Origin of the sequence: Arthrobacter sp., from assembly GCF_031179985.1 — a bacterium.
In the GTDB taxonomy this organism is placed as follows: domain Bacteria; phylum Actinomycetota; class Actinomycetes; order Actinomycetales; family Micrococcaceae; genus Arthrobacter.
Genome location: NZ_JAPSHJ010000015.1, coordinates 21442 through 39558 on the forward strand (window position 1 = coordinate 21442; position 18117 = coordinate 39558).

At 61.7% G+C, this 18117-nt stretch carries 18 protein-coding genes and 1 tRNA gene; 11 read left to right on the forward strand and 8 right to left on the reverse strand.

Features of this window, described 5'->3' with window-relative positions; translation table 11 throughout:
- The first annotated feature begins 82 nt into the window (after positions 1-82).
- Positions 83-745, forward strand: a complete 663-nt coding sequence (phoU, locus tag RIN13_RS09195) for a phosphate signaling complex protein PhoU (RefSeq protein WP_309107032.1) — start codon at positions 83-85, stop codon at positions 743-745.
- 109 nt (positions 746-854) lie between these two features.
- Here the strand turns inward: phoU and RIN13_RS09200 are convergent, their stop codons facing one another.
- On the reverse strand, positions 855-1601 hold the full coding sequence (locus RIN13_RS09200) for a phosphoglyceromutase (protein ID WP_309107033.1): 747 nt from the start codon (positions 1599-1601) through the stop codon (positions 855-857).
- Between the two features lie 79 nt (positions 1602-1680).
- Here RIN13_RS09200 and RIN13_RS09205 point away from each other — a divergent pair, with 79 nt between their 5' ends.
- The gene (locus RIN13_RS09205; protein WP_375164754.1) at positions 1681-2565 is read left to right on the forward strand and encodes a class I SAM-dependent methyltransferase; all 885 of its coding nucleotides are present in this window, start codon (positions 1681-1683) and stop codon (positions 2563-2565) included.
- 3 nt (positions 2566-2568) lie between these two features.
- Here RIN13_RS09205 and RIN13_RS09210 read toward each other — a convergent pair whose 3' ends face one another.
- Positions 2569-2925: a DUF2516 family protein gene (locus RIN13_RS09210; RefSeq protein ID WP_309107034.1), complete on the reverse strand. Its 357-nt coding sequence runs from the start codon at positions 2923-2925 to the stop codon at positions 2569-2571.
- 9 nt (positions 2926-2934) lie between these two features.
- Positions 2935-4119 carry a PLP-dependent transferase gene (locus RIN13_RS09215; RefSeq protein WP_309107035.1) on the reverse strand — a complete coding sequence of 395 codons (1185 nt, stop codon included), beginning with the start codon at positions 4117-4119 and terminating at the stop codon, positions 2935-2937.
- A 408-nt stretch (positions 4120-4527) separates the two neighbouring features.
- Between RIN13_RS09215 and tmk the strand changes: the two genes are divergently transcribed.
- The 5 genes from tmk to RIN13_RS09240 all read left to right on the forward strand — a co-directional run bounded on the left by tmk (position 4528) and on the right by RIN13_RS09240 (position 9453).
- On the forward strand, positions 4528-5184 hold the full coding sequence (gene tmk, locus RIN13_RS09220) for a dTMP kinase (RefSeq protein WP_309107036.1): 657 nt from the start codon (positions 4528-4530) through the stop codon (positions 5182-5184).
- Positions 5181-6323, forward strand: a complete 1143-nt coding sequence (locus RIN13_RS09225; protein WP_309107037.1) for a DNA polymerase III subunit delta' — start codon at positions 5181-5183, stop codon at positions 6321-6323. Before tmk ends, RIN13_RS09225 begins: the two co-directional genes overlap by 4 nt.
- Positions 6324-6416: 93 nt before the next feature.
- Entirely contained in the window at positions 6417-7988 is a 1572-nt protein-coding gene (locus RIN13_RS09230; RefSeq protein ID WP_309107038.1) for an alpha/beta hydrolase, read from the forward strand.
- Positions 7989-8251: 263 nt separating this feature from the next.
- Positions 8252-8324 (forward strand) — tRNA-Thr (locus RIN13_RS09235).
- Between the two features lie 274 nt (positions 8325-8598).
- Complete coding sequence (locus tag RIN13_RS09240; protein WP_309107039.1) at positions 8599-9453, forward strand: class I SAM-dependent methyltransferase; 855 nt, start codon at positions 8599-8601, stop codon at positions 9451-9453.
- Here RIN13_RS09240 and RIN13_RS09245 read toward each other — a convergent pair.
- Together RIN13_RS09245 and RIN13_RS09250 are read right to left on the reverse strand one after the other, a co-directional pair.
- The gene (locus RIN13_RS09245) at positions 9450-11891 is read right to left on the reverse strand and encodes a hypothetical protein (protein ID WP_309107040.1); all 2442 of its coding nucleotides are present in this window, start codon (positions 11889-11891) and stop codon (positions 9450-9452) included. The genes RIN13_RS09240 and RIN13_RS09245 overlap by 4 nt on opposite strands.
- Before the next feature lie 123 nt (positions 11892-12014).
- Positions 12015-12578, reverse strand: coding sequence for a YceI family protein (locus tag RIN13_RS09250; protein WP_309107041.1), 564 nt, complete (start codon positions 12576-12578; stop codon positions 12015-12017).
- 239 nt (positions 12579-12817) lie between these two features.
- Here RIN13_RS09250 and epsC point away from each other — a divergent pair, with 239 nt between their 5' ends.
- From epsC to RIN13_RS09270, 4 genes are all read left to right on the forward strand, one after another.
- A complete protein-coding gene (gene epsC, locus RIN13_RS09255; protein ID WP_309107042.1) occupies positions 12818-13393 on the forward strand; it encodes a serine O-acetyltransferase EpsC in 576 nt (191 codons plus the stop codon).
- 70 nt (positions 13394-13463) lie between these two features.
- Positions 13464-14168: an SOS response-associated peptidase gene (locus tag RIN13_RS09260; protein ID WP_309107043.1), complete on the forward strand. Its 705-nt coding sequence runs from the start codon at positions 13464-13466 to the stop codon at positions 14166-14168.
- A gap of 396 nt (positions 14169-14564) precedes the next feature.
- Positions 14565-15608: a hypothetical protein gene (locus tag RIN13_RS09265; RefSeq protein ID WP_309107044.1), complete on the forward strand. Its 1044-nt coding sequence runs from the start codon at positions 14565-14567 to the stop codon at positions 15606-15608.
- 39 nt (positions 15609-15647) lie between these two features.
- Positions 15648-15899, forward strand: a complete 252-nt coding sequence (locus tag RIN13_RS09270; protein WP_309107045.1) for a hypothetical protein — start codon at positions 15648-15650, stop codon at positions 15897-15899.
- 115 nt (positions 15900-16014) lie between these two features.
- On the opposite strand, the gene RIN13_RS09275 is transcribed toward RIN13_RS09270, so the two are convergent.
- From RIN13_RS09275 to RIN13_RS09285, 3 genes are all read right to left on the reverse strand, one after another.
- A complete protein-coding gene (locus tag RIN13_RS09275) occupies positions 16015-16860 on the reverse strand; it encodes an aldo/keto reductase (RefSeq protein WP_309107046.1) in 846 nt (281 codons plus the stop codon).
- An 89-nt stretch (positions 16861-16949) separates the two neighbouring features.
- Positions 16950-17417, reverse strand: a complete 468-nt coding sequence (locus RIN13_RS09280; protein WP_309107047.1) for a hypothetical protein — start codon at positions 17415-17417, stop codon at positions 16950-16952.
- Between the two features lie 8 nt (positions 17418-17425).
- Positions 17426-18055 (reverse strand): bacterial proteasome activator family protein, encoded by a 630-nt coding sequence (locus tag RIN13_RS09285; RefSeq protein ID WP_309107048.1) that lies wholly within the window; start codon positions 18053-18055, stop codon positions 17426-17428.
- Positions 18056-18117 lie beyond the last annotated feature (62 nt).

An 18117-nucleotide genomic window follows, 5' to 3' on the forward strand; every position in this document is an offset into this window, starting at 1 on the left:
ATCAGTTGGACTGCCGGAACGGTGACACGAAACCTGCCGGTCACGCTGGTGGCTTGCACAGTTTCAAAGGAAAGGACGCCTAGTGCGTAAGGTTTTTCAGGAAGAGCTGACCCAGGTGGGCGAACAGCTCGTCGAAATCTCGAAACTGGTCAGCGAGGCCATAGACAAGGCGACGACTGCCTTTGAAGGCGCCGATGTCGACCTCGCCCAGGATGTCATCGCCGCCGACGCGCGGATCGATTTCCTTCAGAACAGCCTGGACGAGCGTGCCATCGACATCCTTGCTCTCCAGGGGCCGGTAGCCAGCGACCTTCGGATGATCGTGGGCTCCCTCCGCATGAGCGCTTCGCTGGAACGCATGGGCGATCTCGCCAGGCACATTGCCCAGCTTGCCCGGCTTAGGTTCCCGGCCAACGTGATTCCCGATCAGCTGTCCGAGACCTTCAGGCACTTCGCCGAGCAGGACATACTGATCGCGCACAAGCTGACTGAGCTCCTGCAGACTCGCAATCTGGAAGTCGCCCGTGACATCCTCAAGGCCAACAGCATGGTCAACGACCTCCACCTGAGCGTGTTCAAGGCAATCGCCCGGAGTGATTGGAACGAGTCCCCGGCCACTACGGTTGACGTGGCCCTCGCCAGCCGGTACTTCGAGCGGTTCGCTGACCATGGAGTGTCCGTGGCCCAGAAGGTCACTTACCTTGTGACCGGCGCCTGGCAGCCGAACAGCTCAGAAAACGTCTGACTCCGCGCCAGTTGAGGACAAGCAGAGAGTACGACGGCGGGCGGTCCACTGAGTGGGCCGCCCGCCGTCGTTCGTTTAACTATGCGAGGTCAGGGTTCTCGACGAAGCCCTACCGCTTGCCCTGGTTGGCAACCGCCATGATGGACGCAGCTGCGGCCTCGGGGTCAAGGTAAGTGCCGCCCGGGATCAAGGGCTGGAAGTCATCATCCAGCTCGTAAACCAAGGGGATGCCTGTGGGTATGTTGAGGCTTGCGATGTCCTCGTCGCTGATGCCGTCGAGGTGCTTGACCAGGGCCCGGAGCGAGTTGCCATGCGCGGTGACCAGAACGGTCTTGCCCTTCTTGAGATCTTCCTTGATGTCAGATTCCCAGTAGGGCATCAGACGGATCAGGACATCCTTGAGGCATTCCGTGCGGGGCACGGCATCGCCGAGCTCAGCGTACCGGGGGTCTCCAACCTGCGAGAATTTGGCGTCGGCATCCAGGGGCGGCGGCGGGGTGTCGTATGAACGGCGCCACATCATGAACTGCTCTTCGCCGTATTCAGCGAGGGTCTGCGCTTTGTCCTTGCCCTGCAGTGCGCCGTAGTGACGTTCGTTGAGGCGCCAGTCGCGTTTGACGTCGATCCAGCCGCGATCGGCTTTCTCAAGTGCCAGATTGGCTGTGTTGATGGCGCGCTTCAGACGCGAGGTGTAAAGAATGTCCGGGAGAATATCGTTCTCTACCAGGAGCTCCCCGCCGCGAACTGCTTCCTCACGGCCTTGCTCGTTAAGGTCGACGTCCACCCAGCCGGTGAAAAGGTTCTTGGCGTTCCATTCGCTGTGGCCGTGGCGCAGCAGAATCAGCTTGTAAGTCATGGTTTTCATCCTAGCCGAGCAGCTATGCGTGCTGCCGAGCGTTACATACGGTTGCCTGAAGGCCGGATACCCTTGCAGGGTGGTGCAGAAAGCAGAGCGGGTGATTGCACCCTTTGGAACCCGCGAAATAGCAGCTCCCTTGGTGCAGGCAAGTAATCGGCGGGCAGGAAAGCCGGCGCGGGCAGGCAAGCCGATTGGCAATATCACCCGCGGCACCACCAATCCCAACCGCATGCGCCGCCTGGACCGTTGGCTTACCGGCCCACAGGCATGGCGTCTGCGTACCGCCGGGGACCCGCTGGTGGTCGATCTGGGCTACGGCGCAACGCCGACAACCGCCGTCGAACTGTTTGACCGTCTGTCCACCGTCCGCCCCGACGTCCGTGTTTGGGGAATCGAGATTGAACCGGAACGGGTCCGGGCAGCCACGGCCCTTGAACGTCCGGGCCTGGGATTTCTGCTGGGTGGGTTTGAGCTCCCGGTTCAAGGCCGGCCCGTACTGGTGCGCGCCTTCAATGTGCTGCGCCAATATGAAGAAGCCGACGTCGAAGGCATTTGGCAGCTGGTGCAGGGCAGGCTTTCACCCGAAGGGTTGTTCATTGACGGTACCTGCGACGAGATCGGACGGCGTCTCACCTGGATTGCGGTCGGCAGGCAGGGGCCCCTGAGCCTCAGTATTTCCATGCGGTTCGGCAGCTTCGACCTGCCATCAGAGGCGGCGGAACGATTGCCGAAAGCCCTTATTCACCGCAACGTTCCCGGTGAAGCGGTGCATGCTCTGCTCCAGGCTATGGATAAGGCCTGGCTTGATTCGGCACCGTTGCAGCCGTTCGGTAACCGGCAGCGCTGGATATCGATGTGCAGCGCACTCCGCGAGGACGGGTGGCCGGTTCAGGATGGTGCATCGCGCTGGCGCTTGGGGGAAATTACCGTGGACTGGGAAGCCGTGACTCCCGGACGCTGACCTTTACCAGGGACCGTAGGGGCCGGTGTTCCGGCTTCCGCCACGTCCCGCATCCTTGACGGCAGGGCGGACATCAGCCAGGTAAACAGAAGCGGCTGTGACTGCCGCCAGCCCGAACAAGCCAAGAGTTCCAAAAAGGCCGCCCCGGGATCCGGTGAAGACCGACAAGGCACCAATGGCAAAGGCGACGCCCGTCATCCCGAGCCAGAACGACTTGGTCCGCTTTGACACGGCTTCAAAGGCGTTGGCCCTGTGGCGGAGGCAATCGAAGAAAGCCCACGCCTCAATGCCGAAGGCAACAACGGCCAGGAGGAAGTACACTCCGCCTTCGACAAACGTAATCATAAGTTTTCCGTCCACTACCCCAGCCTAACGGTCCAGAGCGTCCAACGCCTGCGCAATGTCAGCCCAAAGGTCCTCAACATCCTCAATCCCCACACTCAACCGGAGCAGGTTATCCGGAACGCTTTCCGGTTCAGCGGCGTGGCGGCGGCGTCGTTCCATCAGGGATTCAACCCCGCCCAGGGACGTGGCCGGCAGCCACAAACCCAAGCCGGCAATGACCCGATCGGCCGCTTCCTCGCCGCTAAGTCCCGTCGACGCCGCCACTTGGACACTGATGATGGAGCCAAAGCCTCTCATCTGGGTCTTGGCCCGCTCGTGACCCGGGTCCGATTCCAGCCCGGGATACCGGATGCTTTCGATGCGCTGATGTTGGCCGAGACGTTGGGCCAGAACGGCCGCCGACGCCTGGGACTTCTCGATCCGCAGGGCAAGAGTGCGCAGTCCCCGCAGTGCCAACCAGGCCTCGAAGGGCCCGGCGATCCCGCCGTGAATGGAACGGTGCTGCAGCAGCGTCTCCCTGAGACCGGCGTCGGACGTCACGAGAGCGCCCAGCACCACGTCCGAGTGTCCGGCGAGGTACTTGGTCACCGAGTGAAGGACGACGTCGGAGCCGAAGGCGAGCGGCTGCTGCACCAAAGGGGTGGAGAAAGTGTTGTCGGTAACCACCAGGGCACCCACAGCATGGGCTGCGTCCGCCAGGACTGCTATTTCGGCGATGCCAAGCATGGGATTCGTGGGGCTTTCCAGCCACAGCATATTGGCTGCCGGGCCCCCGGCGGGTGACAGCTGTTCCTTGACCGCTTCTGTATCCGCTATATCCACAGTGCGCAGTTCAATGAACCCCTTGCCTGCCAACTCCTGGGCCATGGCCAGTGAACCCGAGTAGCTATGGGTCGGCATGACCAGGATGCCTCCGGCCGGGATGAGTGAGAACGCCGAGCTGGCGGCGGCGAGGCCCGAGGAGTAGAGCAGACCCGGGAGCTCAGCGCCCTCCAACTGGCCCAAGGCCTCCTCGAACGGCTCCCAGGTGGGGTTGGAGTAGCGGCCATACCCTCTGTCGCCGGAATCTACCGGGCCGGTGCCAAAGTAGGTGGAGGAGAGTACCACAGGAGGGTTGACCGGTTCATTGCGTTCACGGGGTGGGCGGCCGGCGGCTACAACCACCGTTTCAGCTGAGAGCGCGGCGACCTGCTGTTGGGAGAGAGTCATGGAGAAAGCGTACGTCGCGTGTCCTCTGCAGCTAAATGAACGTTCGTGGCCTGACCAGCACGTGGTCACCTGGCGCTCTTACCAGCCAGTGACCACGTGTGTTTGGGGGGGCGGGATGAGCAGGCACCGTTTGCTGCAATTGCACCACAAGGCGCTGTGGCGTGCACCTAAATGCCAACCGCCCTCGAAGGCAGCCCTGGCATGTCCGGACACCCCGCCCCGGCTTATGTCAGACCCCGATGACCCGGCTCGTCCGGCCAGGAACGCGATCTGTAGTTCTTAGCTCTGATATATATCCGCTGATATACATTTTTATAGCACCAGACCGACCATTCAGACAAGAGTCCACCGGGTTTACCTCGCCTGCCGGAGGCGAACTATGTCGTGGATTATCGGTAGGCTAGTCAAGTGACTACCCAGAGCCCCGGACTGTTCATCGCCTTCGAGGGCGGCGACGGCGCCGGCAAGTCAACCCAGGCGGCTGAGCTGGCCCGCACGCTGGAGGCACGGGGCATGACCGTCTTGCGCACCCGCGAACCAGGCGGCACACCCATTGGCGAAAAGCTCCGTTCCCTTGTCCTCGATCACGGACACGGCCACATTGACGCCCACACTGAAGCCCTCATTTTTGCCGCCTCCCGCGCGTCTCACGCCAGCCAGGTCATTCGGCCCGCCCTGGAGCGGGGTGAAACAGTCCTCACCGACCGGTACATAGATTCCTCCGTGGCGTACCAGGGCGCAGGGCGGTCCCTTGGCGCTGAGGCTGTCCGCAGCCTTAATGAATGGGCAACCTCCGGCCTGCTGCCGGACCTGACCGTACTGCTCGACGTCGATCCCGCCGTCGGACGTCAACGGCGCACAGCGGGGGATGCGGCTGAAGACCGGCTGGAATCCGAAGCAGACGAGTTCCACACGCGAATACGGGAAGCCTTCTTGAATCTTGCGGCTGCCCGTCCCGAACGCTATTTGGTCCTCCCCGCGCATCTGCCGGTCGCGGAACTTGCGGCCAGAATCCTGGCGAGCGTGGACGCCCTGCTGGCAACATCCCAGCGGAGTACCGCATGAGTGTCTGGGATGACCTGCAGGGCCAGAGCGCCGTCGTCGACCAGTTGCGCCAGGCCGCCGAGGGTGACGGTTTGACTCACGCCTGGCTATTCACGGGGCCACCCGGGTCCGGCCGCTCCAATGCCGCCAAGGCGTTCGCGGCCGCGCTGAACTGCGACCAGGAAGATGTCACCAAGCGCGGCTGCGGCACATGTGCGGCCTGCCGCACCATTCTGGGCGAGACGCATTCAGACGTAACGTTCGTCCGCACCGACAAAGTCACCATCACTATCCAGGAATCGCGCGAACTGGTAGCCAAGGCCGGCAACAGGCCATCCTCCGGCCGGTGGCGGGTCATCGTCGTCGAAGACGCAGACCGAATGGCGGAACGCACCACCAACGTGCTCCTCAAGGCCATCGAGGAGCCCACTCCCCGCACCATCTGGATGCTGTGTGCACCCTCCCCCGCTGATGTCCTCGTCACTATCCGCTCCCGTTGCCGTCCCGTAGCGCTGCGCCTCCCGCCGGCAGCGGATGTTGCCGCCCTCCTCGTGAAGCGCGACGGCGTGGAGCCGGCACTCGCTGAGCGGGCGGCTCGCGCGGCCCAGAGCCATGTGGGAATCGCGAGGCGGCTGGCCCGGGATCCAGACGCAAGGGAGCGCCGGCTGGAGACCGTTCGTTTCCCTTTGGGCCTGCGCGGGATAACGGCTGCAATCCTCATGGCCGAGAAACTCGTCAAGATTGCCACGGAGGAGGCCAACAGCTCCAATGAGGAGCGCGATGCCGCGGAAAAAGCCGCCCTCCTGGCGACGCTCGGGGCACCGGAAACCGGGACTCTGCCCCCGGCGATGAGGAGCCAGGTCAAGCAGCTCGAGGACGATCAGAAGCGGCGGGCCAAGCGGTCAATTACTGATTCCCTTGACCGCACGCTCACGGATCTGCTGTCCTTCTACCGGGATGTGCTCATTATCCAGATGGGGAACGCCGTGGAATTGGTGAACGTTGAGTTGAGGAGTGAGCTGGACGAGTTCGCGGCCCGCTCCAGCGCCGAAGCAACCCTCATGAGGATGGAAGCCATCAACAAGGCCCGCAATCGGATCACCACCACCAACGCTGCGCCTCTCCTGGCAGTCGAGTCCATGGCCGCCAGCCTCATCTGATTCAGCCAGGCGTCCGCTGCAGCGGAGCGTACAGTGAGCCTTCCCGGCCGGCACGGCCGATCCGGGCAGGCCGATATTTTGAAGGAGAACCGCATGAAGCCTGCACGACGCCTGCCCGCACCACCCAGATCGGTGGTGACCGCAGTGCGGACTGCCGGCGCGATGGCGCTGGTTCTGCTGCTGGCATCGTGCAGTTTCTTCGGACAGCCCAAGGATCCGAAGCGGGATGATTCAACAGGGCAGGCTGACCCCGCCATCGTAGACGCAGCTCCCGCAGAATTGCGGTCGTTCTATGAGCAGCGTGTCTCGTGGAAATCGTGCGAGGAACAGTTCCAGTGCGCCACGGTCAAGGTGCCTTTGGACTACAACCAGCCCGAAGGCGACAGCATTGAGATCGCTGCACTGCGCCTGCCTGCCAAAGGCAATAAGAAGGGGAGTCTGCTGGTGAACCCCGGCGGCCCCGGCGGTTCCGGCTATGACTTCGTGAAGAACTCCGGGACCACCAACATTTCTGACCGCGTCCGGTCCAACTACGATCTTGTAGGTTTTGACCCCCGCGGTGTGAAACGCTCTGCCCCGGTCACCTGTCTCACTGACCAGGAACGTGATGCCGTCGCACAGCAAAACTACAATCTGGACCTCGACGCCGATCTGCAGGCCTATCTTGAGGCCAACAAGGCAACAATCGCCAAGTGCGTTGAGAAGACCGGCCCGGTCCTGGCCCATATCGACACCGTCAGCGCGGCCAAGGACCTGGATATCCTCCGCGCAGTGGTAAATGACCGCAAGCTCAACTACCTCGGATACTCATACGGCACCTTCCTCGGCTCCACCTACGCCTCCCTTTTCCCCGACAACGTTGGTCGAGTGGTGCTCGACGGCGCACTGGACCCCTCGCTGAGCAATGAGGAACTTACCCGCGGACAGGCACGTGCTTTCGAGAAGGCGATTCGCACCTACGTTTCAAGCTGCCTTCAGCAACAGGGCTGCCCGGTGACAGGAACCGTGGATACCGCGGTGCAGCAGATTCGTGACCTCATCCAGAGCGTTGCCGCCAACCCCCGCCAGGCAAAGGATGGCCGGGTAGTCACTGGCTCGACATTTGTGAGCGGCTTCATCCTGCCCTTCTACAACGACGACAACTGGCCACTGCTGACGAAGGCCCTCGACGACGCCATGAAGGGCGACGCGTCAGGCATGCAGCAGCTCGCGGACTTCGGCGCTGACAGGAGTCCTGACGGCACTTACACCTCGAACAGCGGCTTCGCCTTCACAGCAATCAACTGCCTTGACTACCCCATGGTCACAGACACTGAGGGCATGCGGGCGGAGGAACAGTTGCTGAAGCAGGATTCACCCACGTTGGGCTACTTCTTCGCGTACGGCGGCACCAACTGCAAGGACTGGCCATACAGGAATGTCCGGACGCCCGCACCAGTGGAATACCCCGGTTCCGCTCCCATCGTCGTCATCGGCACCACTGGCGACCCCGCAACGCCGGTTGAATGGGCCGAGGCCCTGCGCAAGCAACTCGGAAATGCCTCACTGGTGACTTGGAAGGGCGAGGGCCACACGGCTTACGGGCGGTCCAACAGCTGCGTCGAGGACGCGGTGGACCTCTATCTCATTGACGGCAAGTCCCCGGTAGACAACACCGTCTGCTGAAACTCTTCACTGAAAACTTCCAAAACCCCCGTCACGTTCCGGCCTGCGGATGCTCTTACTAGTTAGACGGGCTTCAAACCGTCTGCAATGGGAGCTGTTTTGCGGCTGGGGCGGCCTAAACATGGGGGGCCGCTTTAATCGTAGAAGGTCCGGAGCCAGGTAATCAGGCTCCGGACCCGCTTCATTTTGACCCGGAACCTTGAACTCGATTACAGTTGTTTCTTGCATGATCCGGCCGGTTCGTCCGGTTGAGTTCGTGCGGTGCTTCCTTAGCTCAGTCGGTAGAGCGTTTCACTCGTAATGAAAAGGTCATCAGTTCGATTCTGATAGGAAGCTCGAAAAAGAACCCGTCGTTCCAAGGAACCGGCGGGGTTTCTTTTTTGCCTGTTCGACGGGATCGAACCGAATGCCGGAACAATCCATCCTTCTCGGAGGCCAAAAAATCGCGGCTGCAGCCCGGGACGTCCAAGCGTACTGAGAGCTTGGCCAACTCCCTACCGCGGACACCTTTACATCTCCGCTTCTCCTCGCCCACAATGAGTCGCATCAGCCAGCACTGGGCCAGCAGCGCGCTGTCACTCAATACATGCCACATCAAAGGGGCCATGACATGGATGACAACACAGATGTTAAAGAGGCGGACCGGGCGCTGAAGCAAAAGCACCGGGCCATGTGGGCCCAGGGCGACTACCCGGCCTTGGCCAGTGAACTGATTCCGGACCTCGGGGCCATCCTCGTCGACACCTGCGGAATCAAGCCCGGTCAGCGGGTCCTGGACGTTGCCGCGGGCGCAGGCAATGCCGCTATTCCCGCCGCCATGATGGGCGCCCGGGTAGTGGCCAGCGACCTCACACCGGAACTGTTCGACGCCGGCCGCCACTTGGCAGCCGATCGCGGCGTCGAGTTGGAATGGATGGAAGGTGACGCCGAGGCCCTGCCGTTCGAGGACAACGAGTTCGACGTGGTGATGTCCTGCCTGGGTGTCATGTTTGCGCCACACCACCAGGCGGGCGCGGACGAGCTGGTCCGGGTATGCAAGCCCGGCGGGACCATCGGACTGTTGAACTGGACGCCCGAGGGGTTCCTCGGGAGGATGTTGGCAACGATGAAGCCGTTCGCTCCCCCGCCCCCACCAGGCGCCCAACCCCCTCCCCTCTGGGGCAGCGAGGACCACGTTCGGGAGCTCTTCGGCGACAGAATCACAGACGTCCAGGCCCGCAAGCAGACGGTGACCATCCGGACCTTCCACAGGCCGGAGGACTTCCTTCATTACTTCAAGTCCCACTACGGCCCCACAATCTCCGTCTACAAATTCCTGGGGGACGACGCAGAGAAGGTCAACGCATTGGACAAGGCCCTCACAGAGCTGGCCGAGGCTTTCAGCGACACCCACGGCGATTCGCCGACGCAGATGGAGTGGGAATATCTGCTGCTCACCGCCAAGAAAGCCCGCAACGGAATTTAGTCCTGCAGGTCGCTGATCCCGGTGATGTAGGCAACGGTGGCCGGTCCAGGGCTTCTGTCAAGCGAATAAGCGTAGTCGACATACGAGCCTCCGGGATTGGCCCCCCAGCCGCGAACAGATCCGTCATTCAACAGTGCAAACGTACTTACGCCCGCGGTGCTCTTCACTTCCTTCACGTCGGTCAGCTCCAACACCGGCGTGGGCACTGCGACGTCTGTCTCGTCCCCGCCCGTTCCAAGCAGGATCCCGGCGTGGTAGCCCCAGGCCCGGACGGTTCCGTCATTCAGGACCACGAAGGAGTTGTTCCTGTTGCAGGTAATGTCCTTAGCGTTTTTGACACCGATAGGCTCAACCGGCAGCATGCTTTCGGTCGTCGTACCATCACCAAGCCTCCCGGTCCCGTTCCAGCCCCAGGTTCGGACCGTTCCATCGCCCATCAGCGCGCAGCGGCCATCTGAGATTTTCCGTGCCCCGAAAAGTTCCGGGATTTCTGCCGGGGAAGAGCTGCCTTGGGACGACCCGTTGCCAAGAGGCCTGCCGCCCCAACCCATTACCCTTCCGTCCGTAAGAAACGCGTAGGCATTGCCGCCTTCAGTGGAGATCTCCTGAACGCCCGTCAGACCTGGAATTTCCATGGGGGTGGGATGGGGGTAGTACCCTGAGCCCAGCCTTACGCCCCAGGCCTTGACCGTGCCGTCGTTCATCAGGGCATGGACACTGGAGCCACCGACTGCAATCGACTGAACACCGGCCAGCCCAGGAACCTCGGCGGGTATGGACCTCGTGGTTGGGGAGTCAGGGCCTGTGCTGGTGCCATCGCCAAGCTGTCCATACTGGTTTTGACCCCACGCCCACACGGTTCCGTCGTTTCGCACCGCATAGGCGTTGGCCACATCGATTGCAACCTGTTTCACGTTTGTGAGCCCCTTTGCCTGGACCGGCAGGCTGCTGTGGGTGACGGTTCCGTTGCCGAGCACACCGGTTGTGTTGTAGCCCCAGCCCCATACGGTCCCATCCTTGAGTCTCGCCAACTTTGTGCCGGTTCCGGTGACGGAAGCAACACCGGCAAGTCCCTTGACCTTTGTTGGGTAGTCATGGGCGGTGGTAGTTCCGTTGCCAAGCTCGCCGTAAGTATTCCGTCCCCAGGCATAGACCGCATCGATTGGCGTGCCCGCCACAAAGTAGCCGGCTGAGTCCGCGATGAGGTGCACCGGAAAGTGGGAGTTGTTCGTCAGTAAGATGGTGCCGTCGCTCCCCACGAGGGTGTTGACGAGGTTGGGTACGGTCTGGCCCCGTACGAAGTTCAGGTTTGACGTAGCTGGGGCGGTCGTCCCACCGGGGTAGACGGTAATATTCCCGGCAGATTCGGGGCTGGTGACAGTGACATTGAGTGCCATGGCTGCAACGCCGACGGCCGGTATTCCACCCCGGCCGGTGACCTTCACACGAATGGTTCGATGTGCCTCAACGGTGGAATTGTAGCGAGTATCCAATTGCCGGAATGGCGTGCGGGCAGCGAAGGCCCCTGCTTCCGCGGCGGTACCGGCGAGGTAATACCCTGCGGTGTCTGCCAGAAGGTGGACCGTTGAGTTCGAGTTGTTCGTCAGAGCAATAGTCCCGTCTGCTCCGACAGGACTCTGGACGAAGTTGGGTACCGTCTGGCCCGCCACGAAGTTGAGGTTGGAAGTTCCCGGCTGGGACGTACCGCCCGCATAGACAGTGATGTTTCCGGCCGTTCCCGGGTTGGTAACCGTGACGTTTACGGCCACTGCCAACACACCCGAGACAGGGATCCCCCCACGGCCGGTGACTTTGACCCGCATCGTTGCCCAGGGTGCAATCGCATTGTTGTAGCGCGTGTCCAGTTGCCTGAAAGGAGTCTGCGAGGAGAATGCTCCGGGATTCGTGACGGAACCGCCCAGGTAATAGCCTGAACTGTCCGCGATGAGATCCACGTTGGAGTTGGAATTGTTGGTAAGGGCGACGGTGCCGTCCGAGCCAATGGGAGAGATGACGAAGTTAGGGACCGTCTGGCCTGTGTTGAAGTTGAGGTTCGACGTACCTGGCTGTGCGGTGCCGCCGGCGTACACCGTGATGTTGCCCGCTTGCCCCGTGTTGGTGACCGTGACGTTCACTGCAACGGCAGACACCCCGGAGGCAGGAATTCCGCCCTGGCCCGTCACCTTGACCCGGATGGTCCCCCAGGCCGGAACAGGACGGCTGAATCCACCGCGCCCAGTACGCGTGTCCAACTGCCGATAAGGCGTCAGCGAGACAAAGGCCCCTGGTATAGCAGGATCAGGCCTGCCCCCAAGAACAGCAATATTGTCTGAGTCACTGCCATCGGCGTTCGCTGCCCCGGGCACTGCAATGGAGGTGCCGAGCAGAGCCAGAATAACGGCCACCCAAAGAACAAGCCTGAAAACGAATGCACGCACGAAGGTCCCCCCGCCAAGCGACCGCGGAGTGCCGTCGTTATCGCAGAGTATAGCCTGTGAGCGCCAACAATTCCCCCGCTCTGTGTGAGATACAGAGTAAAGCCTGGTTTGATCAGGCGGGAGCTATGCGGGCTGTTCCTCGACCTTTACAGCGGAGATCTCGAATTCCAAGGTGATTTTGTCTGAGATCAGGACTCCGCCGGAGTCCAGCGCAGCGTTCCAGGTGAGGCCGAAGTCCTGCCTGTCAATCCGGCGCGACCCTTCAAATCCCGCGCGGAGGTTGCCCATGGGGTCGCGTTCGACTCCCATGAAGTCCAACGGGATTGCGATGTCCTTGGTCACGCCGCGGATGGTGACGTCACCGCCCACAATAAAGTGGCCGTCGTCGACCTGGTCCACGCGGTTGCTTGAGAACGTGATCTCTGGAAACTGCGGTGCATCAAAGAATTCGTTTGTGCGCAGGTGTTGGTCCCGGTCCGCGTTGCGTGTATCGATGCTGCCCACCTGGATGGTCATGCGTGCGGAGGAACGCTCGGGGTTTTCGCCGTCGACATCGATGACGCCCTCAAAGTCATTGAACGCCCCGCGGACCTTCGTGACCATTGCGTGGCGGGTGGAAAACCCGATGCGGGTGTGGGTGGGGTCAAAGCGCCACGTGCCCGAAAAGTTCGATGAGATTTCAGCCATTGGAATGCCTCCTGTGCAGGCGTGCCGGCACAGGGACTGTGCTGCGGAAAGGTGTAGCAACAGTAACAGACCGCCACCCTCTCATCTGTTGGGGCGACGGCACAGCCGCTAAACGTTACGCCCCGAAGTCCCTGCCCGAAGCCTGGCAGCTGCACACCTCTGAGGCCCGGAAATATCGTGCGGCCCGGACGGGTTGGAGCGTTTGAGTGCACCACCGCCTCAACAGGGAATCGAGACACATGAAGCTGTTTTCACTGCTCAGGGAGGACCTGCTGGCAGCACGGTCCCAGGATCCCGCTGCGACGAGCGCGGTTGAAGTAGGCCTGCTCTACTCAGGGGTGCATGCCTTGTGGATGTACCGGCTGACGCACATCCTCTGGCAAAGGCCCAGGACAAGGGGTGTTGCCCGCCTGCTTTCCCAGGCTACTCGGGCCTTGACGGGCATAGGGATACATCCGGGCGCTTCAGTTGGGCGACGTCTCTTCATCGACCACGGCACTGGAGTCGTGATTGGTGAAACAGCCGTTATCGGCGACGACGTCCTCATCTACCAGGGTGTAACTCTCGGCGGGAAAGCTCTGGACCAGCAGAAGCGCCATCCGACTATTGGCGACAGGGTCATGCTGGGTTCTGGTGCAAAGGTGCTCGGCCCGGTGACGATCGGAAGCGATTCGGCGATCGGCGCAAATGCTGTTGTTGTTACCGATATCCCCGGGGGTGCGATCGCCGTGGGCATACCGGCTCACTGGCGGTTTCGTGATGCAAATGAAGTTGTCCCCCGGGATGTCTTCATTGATCCGGTACTCCTGACCTGATTCGTCACCACTTCGGCCGATCCATTCCATCACCTCCCGATGGGATGGATTAATGGTGCACAATGAACGCATGTGCGGCCGATACGTGATGTCCCGAGCCACCGGCGATCTCCTCGCCTACTTTGATGCCCAGGAGACCGAAGGGCGCCCAGCACCTCCCAGCTGGAATGTGGCGCCGACCAATGACGTCCCCATCATCACTGAAAAACCAGCGGAGGAAGCCCCGAAGCGCCGTCTCCTTATTGCCAAGTGGGGACTGGTGCCGTCCTGGGCCAAGGACACGAAGATCGGCTCCAAGCTCATCAATGCCCGGAGCGAAACCATCCTGGATAAACCTGCGTTCAGGAAGGCTGCCATCAAGCGCAGGGCACTGATTCCCGCCGAGGGGTATTACGAGTGGGAGAAGACAGAGGATGGGAAGAAAATCCCCAACTACCTCTACTCGCAGGACGATGAACTCCTGGCCTTCGCGGGACTCTACGAGTTCTGGCCGGATCCGTCCTTGCCCGAGGACGACCCAAACAGATGGCTGCTCACGTTCACGGTGCTGACCACCACTGCTCAAGATTCCCTTGGCCACGTCCACGATAGATCGCCCGTTATCGTTCCACGGGAGATGTTCGCCGACTGGCTGAACCCGGAACTGAGTGACAAGGAAGAGGTGCAGCAATTGTTGGATTCCATGCCGGAGCCGATCCTCACACCGCGGATTGTGAGCGACCGGGTGAACAGCGTTCGCAACAACGGCCCGGAGCTCATCGAGCCTGCCGAATGAGACGCTTTCTCCGCTGAACGGACCGCTGGTCCTGGCACCCAAACGGCCGGCCTTACGGCGACGGCTGCGGGACCTCACAATTGATCTGAGGGTTAGCGCCGACATAATTCAGTGGACCAGCGACGATAGTCACCGCAATGGTTCCTGCCTCAGCGCACGTAGCAGGTGAGCCGGCGAAATATCCTCGCTGTGCACACGCCGCCACGCCGATTGCCAGCCAGAGTACGAGCAAGATCCCGACAATACGCATGTTGTCCTCCAATGCCGGACGGTACCTCACTTCGAATTATCCTCCCGAATGGAGAAAAGCCCTAGGCATATGCCGAAAACCGGCGCTACTGGCGGGATCGGCCAGCCCTTACCTCCGCGGCTCTGGAATGAACCTATGATGCTCGCATGGGAGAGAAGCAGCTGACGGACCAGCGGCTGGCCGAGATGGCCCAAGAACTCTATGGGCTGCCTCTGGAGGAGTTTGTGGCTGCACGCACTGCGGCCGCCAAATCTGCAGACCGGGAGATGGCGACGATTATTCGCCGCCTTCCGAAACCTTCCGCAGCGGCCTGGGCTGTGAATATGTTCGCGCGGTATGATCCGGATTCTGTCCGCCAGCTCAGCGAATTGGGCCAGTCCATGCGTGCTGCCCAGGACAGTCTTGATGCGGTGGCCATGCGGGAGCTAGGCCAGGAGCGCCGGCGCCTTCTATCCGAGGTCATGAACACTGTCCGTACCGCAGCCGAACAGCGCGGAAGGAAAATAAGTGACGCCGTGGCCACGGAAGTTGAGGAGACTCTGCGGGCAGCCACTGCTGACAGCGGTGCCGCCGCTGCCGTTCGAAGCGGCCAATTGCTGAAGGTGCTGTCATCCGACGGCGTCGACCAGGTGGACCTCGACGGCGCCGTCGCCGTTCCCCAGGTGCTGACCGATACGCTGCAAAATGAGACGCGGAATGATGGCAAGGATCGACGCCGGCCCACACCCGCGGCGACAACCGATGCCGGCCAACGATCGGAAAAGCGAGGCACCAAGAATCGCGCTCAGGAAAGCGCTGAGCGAAAAAAGAAGCAGGCGGATGGACGAGCGGACAAGCCTCGCCTCCAGGCAGTCCAGCCGATGCGTCGGCCCGCCTTGCCTTCCGCCCTTGAGAAAGCCCTCGCTTCCCTTGCCGAGGCCGAAGCTGTGACACGCTCTGCCGCTGAGGACGCCGCAGCAGCTGAAAGCCGCTTGGAGGAGGTGGAGGCGGACCTGGGCCGGCTCGCCGAGCGATCACGGAGGCTCAGGGAAGAACTAAAAAATCTCGACCGCGAGCTGGATAGGGTCCGCAGGGAGCGTGAAACGGCAGCCATCGAAGCCCAGCAGACCAGCCGGGCGGCGGACAAGGGACGGCGAACGGAGGAGTTGGCCCGCCAGCGCGTACTGCGTCTTCGCGACACGCAGAACTGAAATCTCTAAATTGTCGGGGCCCCGCTTCACACTGGATTCATGAACAGGGAACAGATCAACAGCACTGAAGTCAACGGGGCGGAACCGCTGGCTGCCGCAAACGCTGGCCATGCCACGGGCGGGCAGGAGTTCCATGTCACGTTCTACAATTCCCGGCACGGACGCGTCAGCACTGAAATTTTCGACGACGCCGCCAGCGCCGAGCGCTTTGCGGACCGGATGATTTGCGACGAGGACGATTGGGCAATTGTCGATCCAGTGCCGCTGCAGCAGAACCGGATCGCGGCGTAAAAGAAAGGCTTATGCCATCCTGAACATCGCGGCATGAAAAAGTCCCGTGCACGCAGGCACGGGACTCTCTCAGTCAGATGAACTCAGATCCCTGCAAGACCCAGGTCACTAAGGTCTAGGCGAAGTCGGAAACTGCCGGATCCGGGCCGATCCGTCCGCTGCCTTCAGCCGTCCGGTCCAAGGCGCTGATGGCCTGGATGTCTTCAGCATCAAGGGTCACATCCAGGGCAGCATAATTCTCCTGGATCCGGGATTCGGTGACGGACTTGGGAATGACAACGTTCCCAAGTGCCAGATGCCAGGCGATGACAACCTGAGCGGGGCTGGCATTGTGCTTGTCGGCAATCGCGGTGATCACCGGGTGGTCCAGCAGCTCCCCGCCCTGGCCCAGAGGAGACCATGCCTGGGTCAGGATGCCCAGGGACTTATTAAAGGCGCGCAGCTCTGCCTGGTTGAAGAATGGGTGAAGCTCGATCTGATTGATTGCCGGGACAACGCCGGTTTCATCGATCACTCGCTGCAGCCCCTCTTTGGTGAAGTTCGAGACGCCGATGGACTTAACCCGCCCGCGCTTCTGCAGTTCGATGAGCGCCTTCCACGTGTCCACGTACTTATCCTGCTTGGGCTGCTCCCAGTGGATCAGATACAGGTCGAGGGACTCCAGGCCCAGTCGTTCAAGGGAATCCTCAAAGGCCTTCAACGTTGATTCATAGCCCTGATCGGAGTTCCACAGCTTGGTGGTAACAAAAATATCCCCAGCCGTGAGACCGGAACGCTCAATGGCCCTGCCCACGCCAGCCTCGTTGCCGTAAATCTTCGCGGTATCAATGTGGCGGAAGCCGGCTTCAAACGCCTGGACCACTACCTTCTCAGCTACGTCGTCCTCAACCTGCCAAACCCCGTAGCCGAGCTGGGGAATGGTGTTGCCGTCATGAAAGGTCAGTACGGGTGAAGTAGTCATGCGTTTCATCGTCCCAATAAGCCCGCGCCCCGGCCAGCGGACGCGCCCGGATCAGCTACCCGCGTAACCGGGAATAAGCACCCGCCGGGTTAAGACTCGGGATACGACTCCGGCAGGGAATCTGCCAAACGCCGCTCGGCGTCGGCAATCTGCTCGAACACTGCTTCCGCCCGCCGTCGTACGGAGGCCGCTCCGACGGGCACTGGCCCGACGGCAAGGCGCAGCATGGCGGCAGCCTCCGCGGTGGTGGCCAGCGAGTTGCCTGCCTTGGACAGTGAACGGTGCACACCCGCAAGGGCACCCGGAATATCGAGGCCGTCGCTGGGTGAGCGCCGCTGGGCCTCGACGCAGACCAGCCGGACGCGCGGAGAGAGCGCAGCAAGTTCATTGGCAATGTCCACGAGCTCCTCGTAGAGCTGCGGGTCTTCCACGCCTTCCAGGACCTGGTGGTAGCGATCCAGGCCGCGGTGGAAGCGGTCATGGGCGCGACGCCAGAGACCCTTGCCGAGTTCAGCGTCGTCTTTCCGCCCTTGCCGCGCGGAGGTGAAAAAGCCCAAGCGAAGCCCTAAAGGTACTGGCCAGGACCGTGGTCCGGGTCCTCCGGCCTGCCAGGAACGGGAGCGCCCTGACCGGGACGGGCCGCGGGTGCACGTTGGGGCTGGCCATTTTCGCCTATGACGACCCCTGGGGCGATGACAGTACCCGGCGGCAGCTGCCGTAATTGCATCTGGGCCATGGAATGCTCACGGGCAGCGTGCTGGGCGGCAATGGCGGTTTGGATCCCGTGGAAGAGCCCTTCGAGCCAGCCGACCAGCTGCGCCTGGGCAATACGAAGTTCAGCGTCCGAGGGAGTCGCATCATCGGAGAACGGAAGGTTGATCCGCTGCAGTTCCTCAACGAGTTCCGGAGCCAGCCCGTCCTCGAGTTCCTTGATGGAGCGTTCATGGATTGCAGCGAGCCTGCCGCGGGCGGCGTCGTCCAGGGGAGCCGATTTCACTTCATCCAGAAGTTGTTTGATCATGGTGCCGATCCGCATGACCTTGGCGGGCTCATCCACCAGATCCTGGACGGCGTTCCTCGGTTTGGAATCCGGCCCGGCTGCCGTTACCTCCACGGAGGGCTGACTGCCGTCATCGATGGGTGTCCCCTCCACAGGGGTCTCTTCAGCTGACTGAGTGTCTGCGGGATCGCTCATGGGTTCATACTCTCATGACCGGCGGATACGTTACGCCTGTCCGGTGAGGGCTGAACGGCCCG

What these genes read in the sequence shown, in the direction of transcription:
- RIN13_RS09250 (WP_309107041.1), bottom strand. Translation starts at nt 12,578, where the DNA reads ATGGCTGAAATCTCATCGAACTTTTCGGGCACGTGGCGCTTTGACCCC.
- RIN13_RS09275 (WP_309107046.1), bottom strand. Translation starts at nt 16,860, where the DNA reads ATGACTACTTCACCCGTACTGACCTTTCATGACGGCAACACCATTCCC.
- RIN13_RS09215 (WP_309107035.1), bottom strand. Translation starts at nt 4,119, where the DNA reads ATGACTCTCTCCCAACAGCAGGTCGCCGCGCTCTCAGCTGAAACGGTG.
- RIN13_RS09230 (WP_309107038.1), top strand. Translation starts at nt 6,417, where the DNA reads ATGAAGCCTGCACGACGCCTGCCCGCACCACCCAGATCGGTGGTGACC.
- RIN13_RS09285 (WP_309107048.1), bottom strand. Translation starts at nt 18,055, where the DNA reads ATGAGCGATCCCGCAGACACTCAGTCAGCTGAAGAGACCCCTGTGGAG.
- RIN13_RS09225 (WP_309107037.1), top strand. Translation starts at nt 5,181, where the DNA reads ATGAGTGTCTGGGATGACCTGCAGGGCCAGAGCGCCGTCGTCGACCAG.
- RIN13_RS09240 (WP_309107039.1), top strand. Translation starts at nt 8,599, where the DNA reads ATGGATGACAACACAGATGTTAAAGAGGCGGACCGGGCGCTGAAGCAA.
- RIN13_RS09260 (WP_309107043.1), top strand. Translation starts at nt 13,464, where the DNA reads ATGTGCGGCCGATACGTGATGTCCCGAGCCACCGGCGATCTCCTCGCC.
- epsC (WP_309107042.1), top strand. Translation starts at nt 12,818, where the DNA reads ATGAAGCTGTTTTCACTGCTCAGGGAGGACCTGCTGGCAGCACGGTCC.
- RIN13_RS09270 (WP_309107045.1), top strand. Translation starts at nt 15,648, where the DNA reads ATGAACAGGGAACAGATCAACAGCACTGAAGTCAACGGGGCGGAACCG.
- RIN13_RS09200 (WP_309107033.1), bottom strand. Translation starts at nt 1,601, where the DNA reads ATGACTTACAAGCTGATTCTGCTGCGCCACGGCCACAGCGAATGGAAC.
- RIN13_RS09265 (WP_309107044.1), top strand. Translation starts at nt 14,565, where the DNA reads ATGGGAGAGAAGCAGCTGACGGACCAGCGGCTGGCCGAGATGGCCCAA.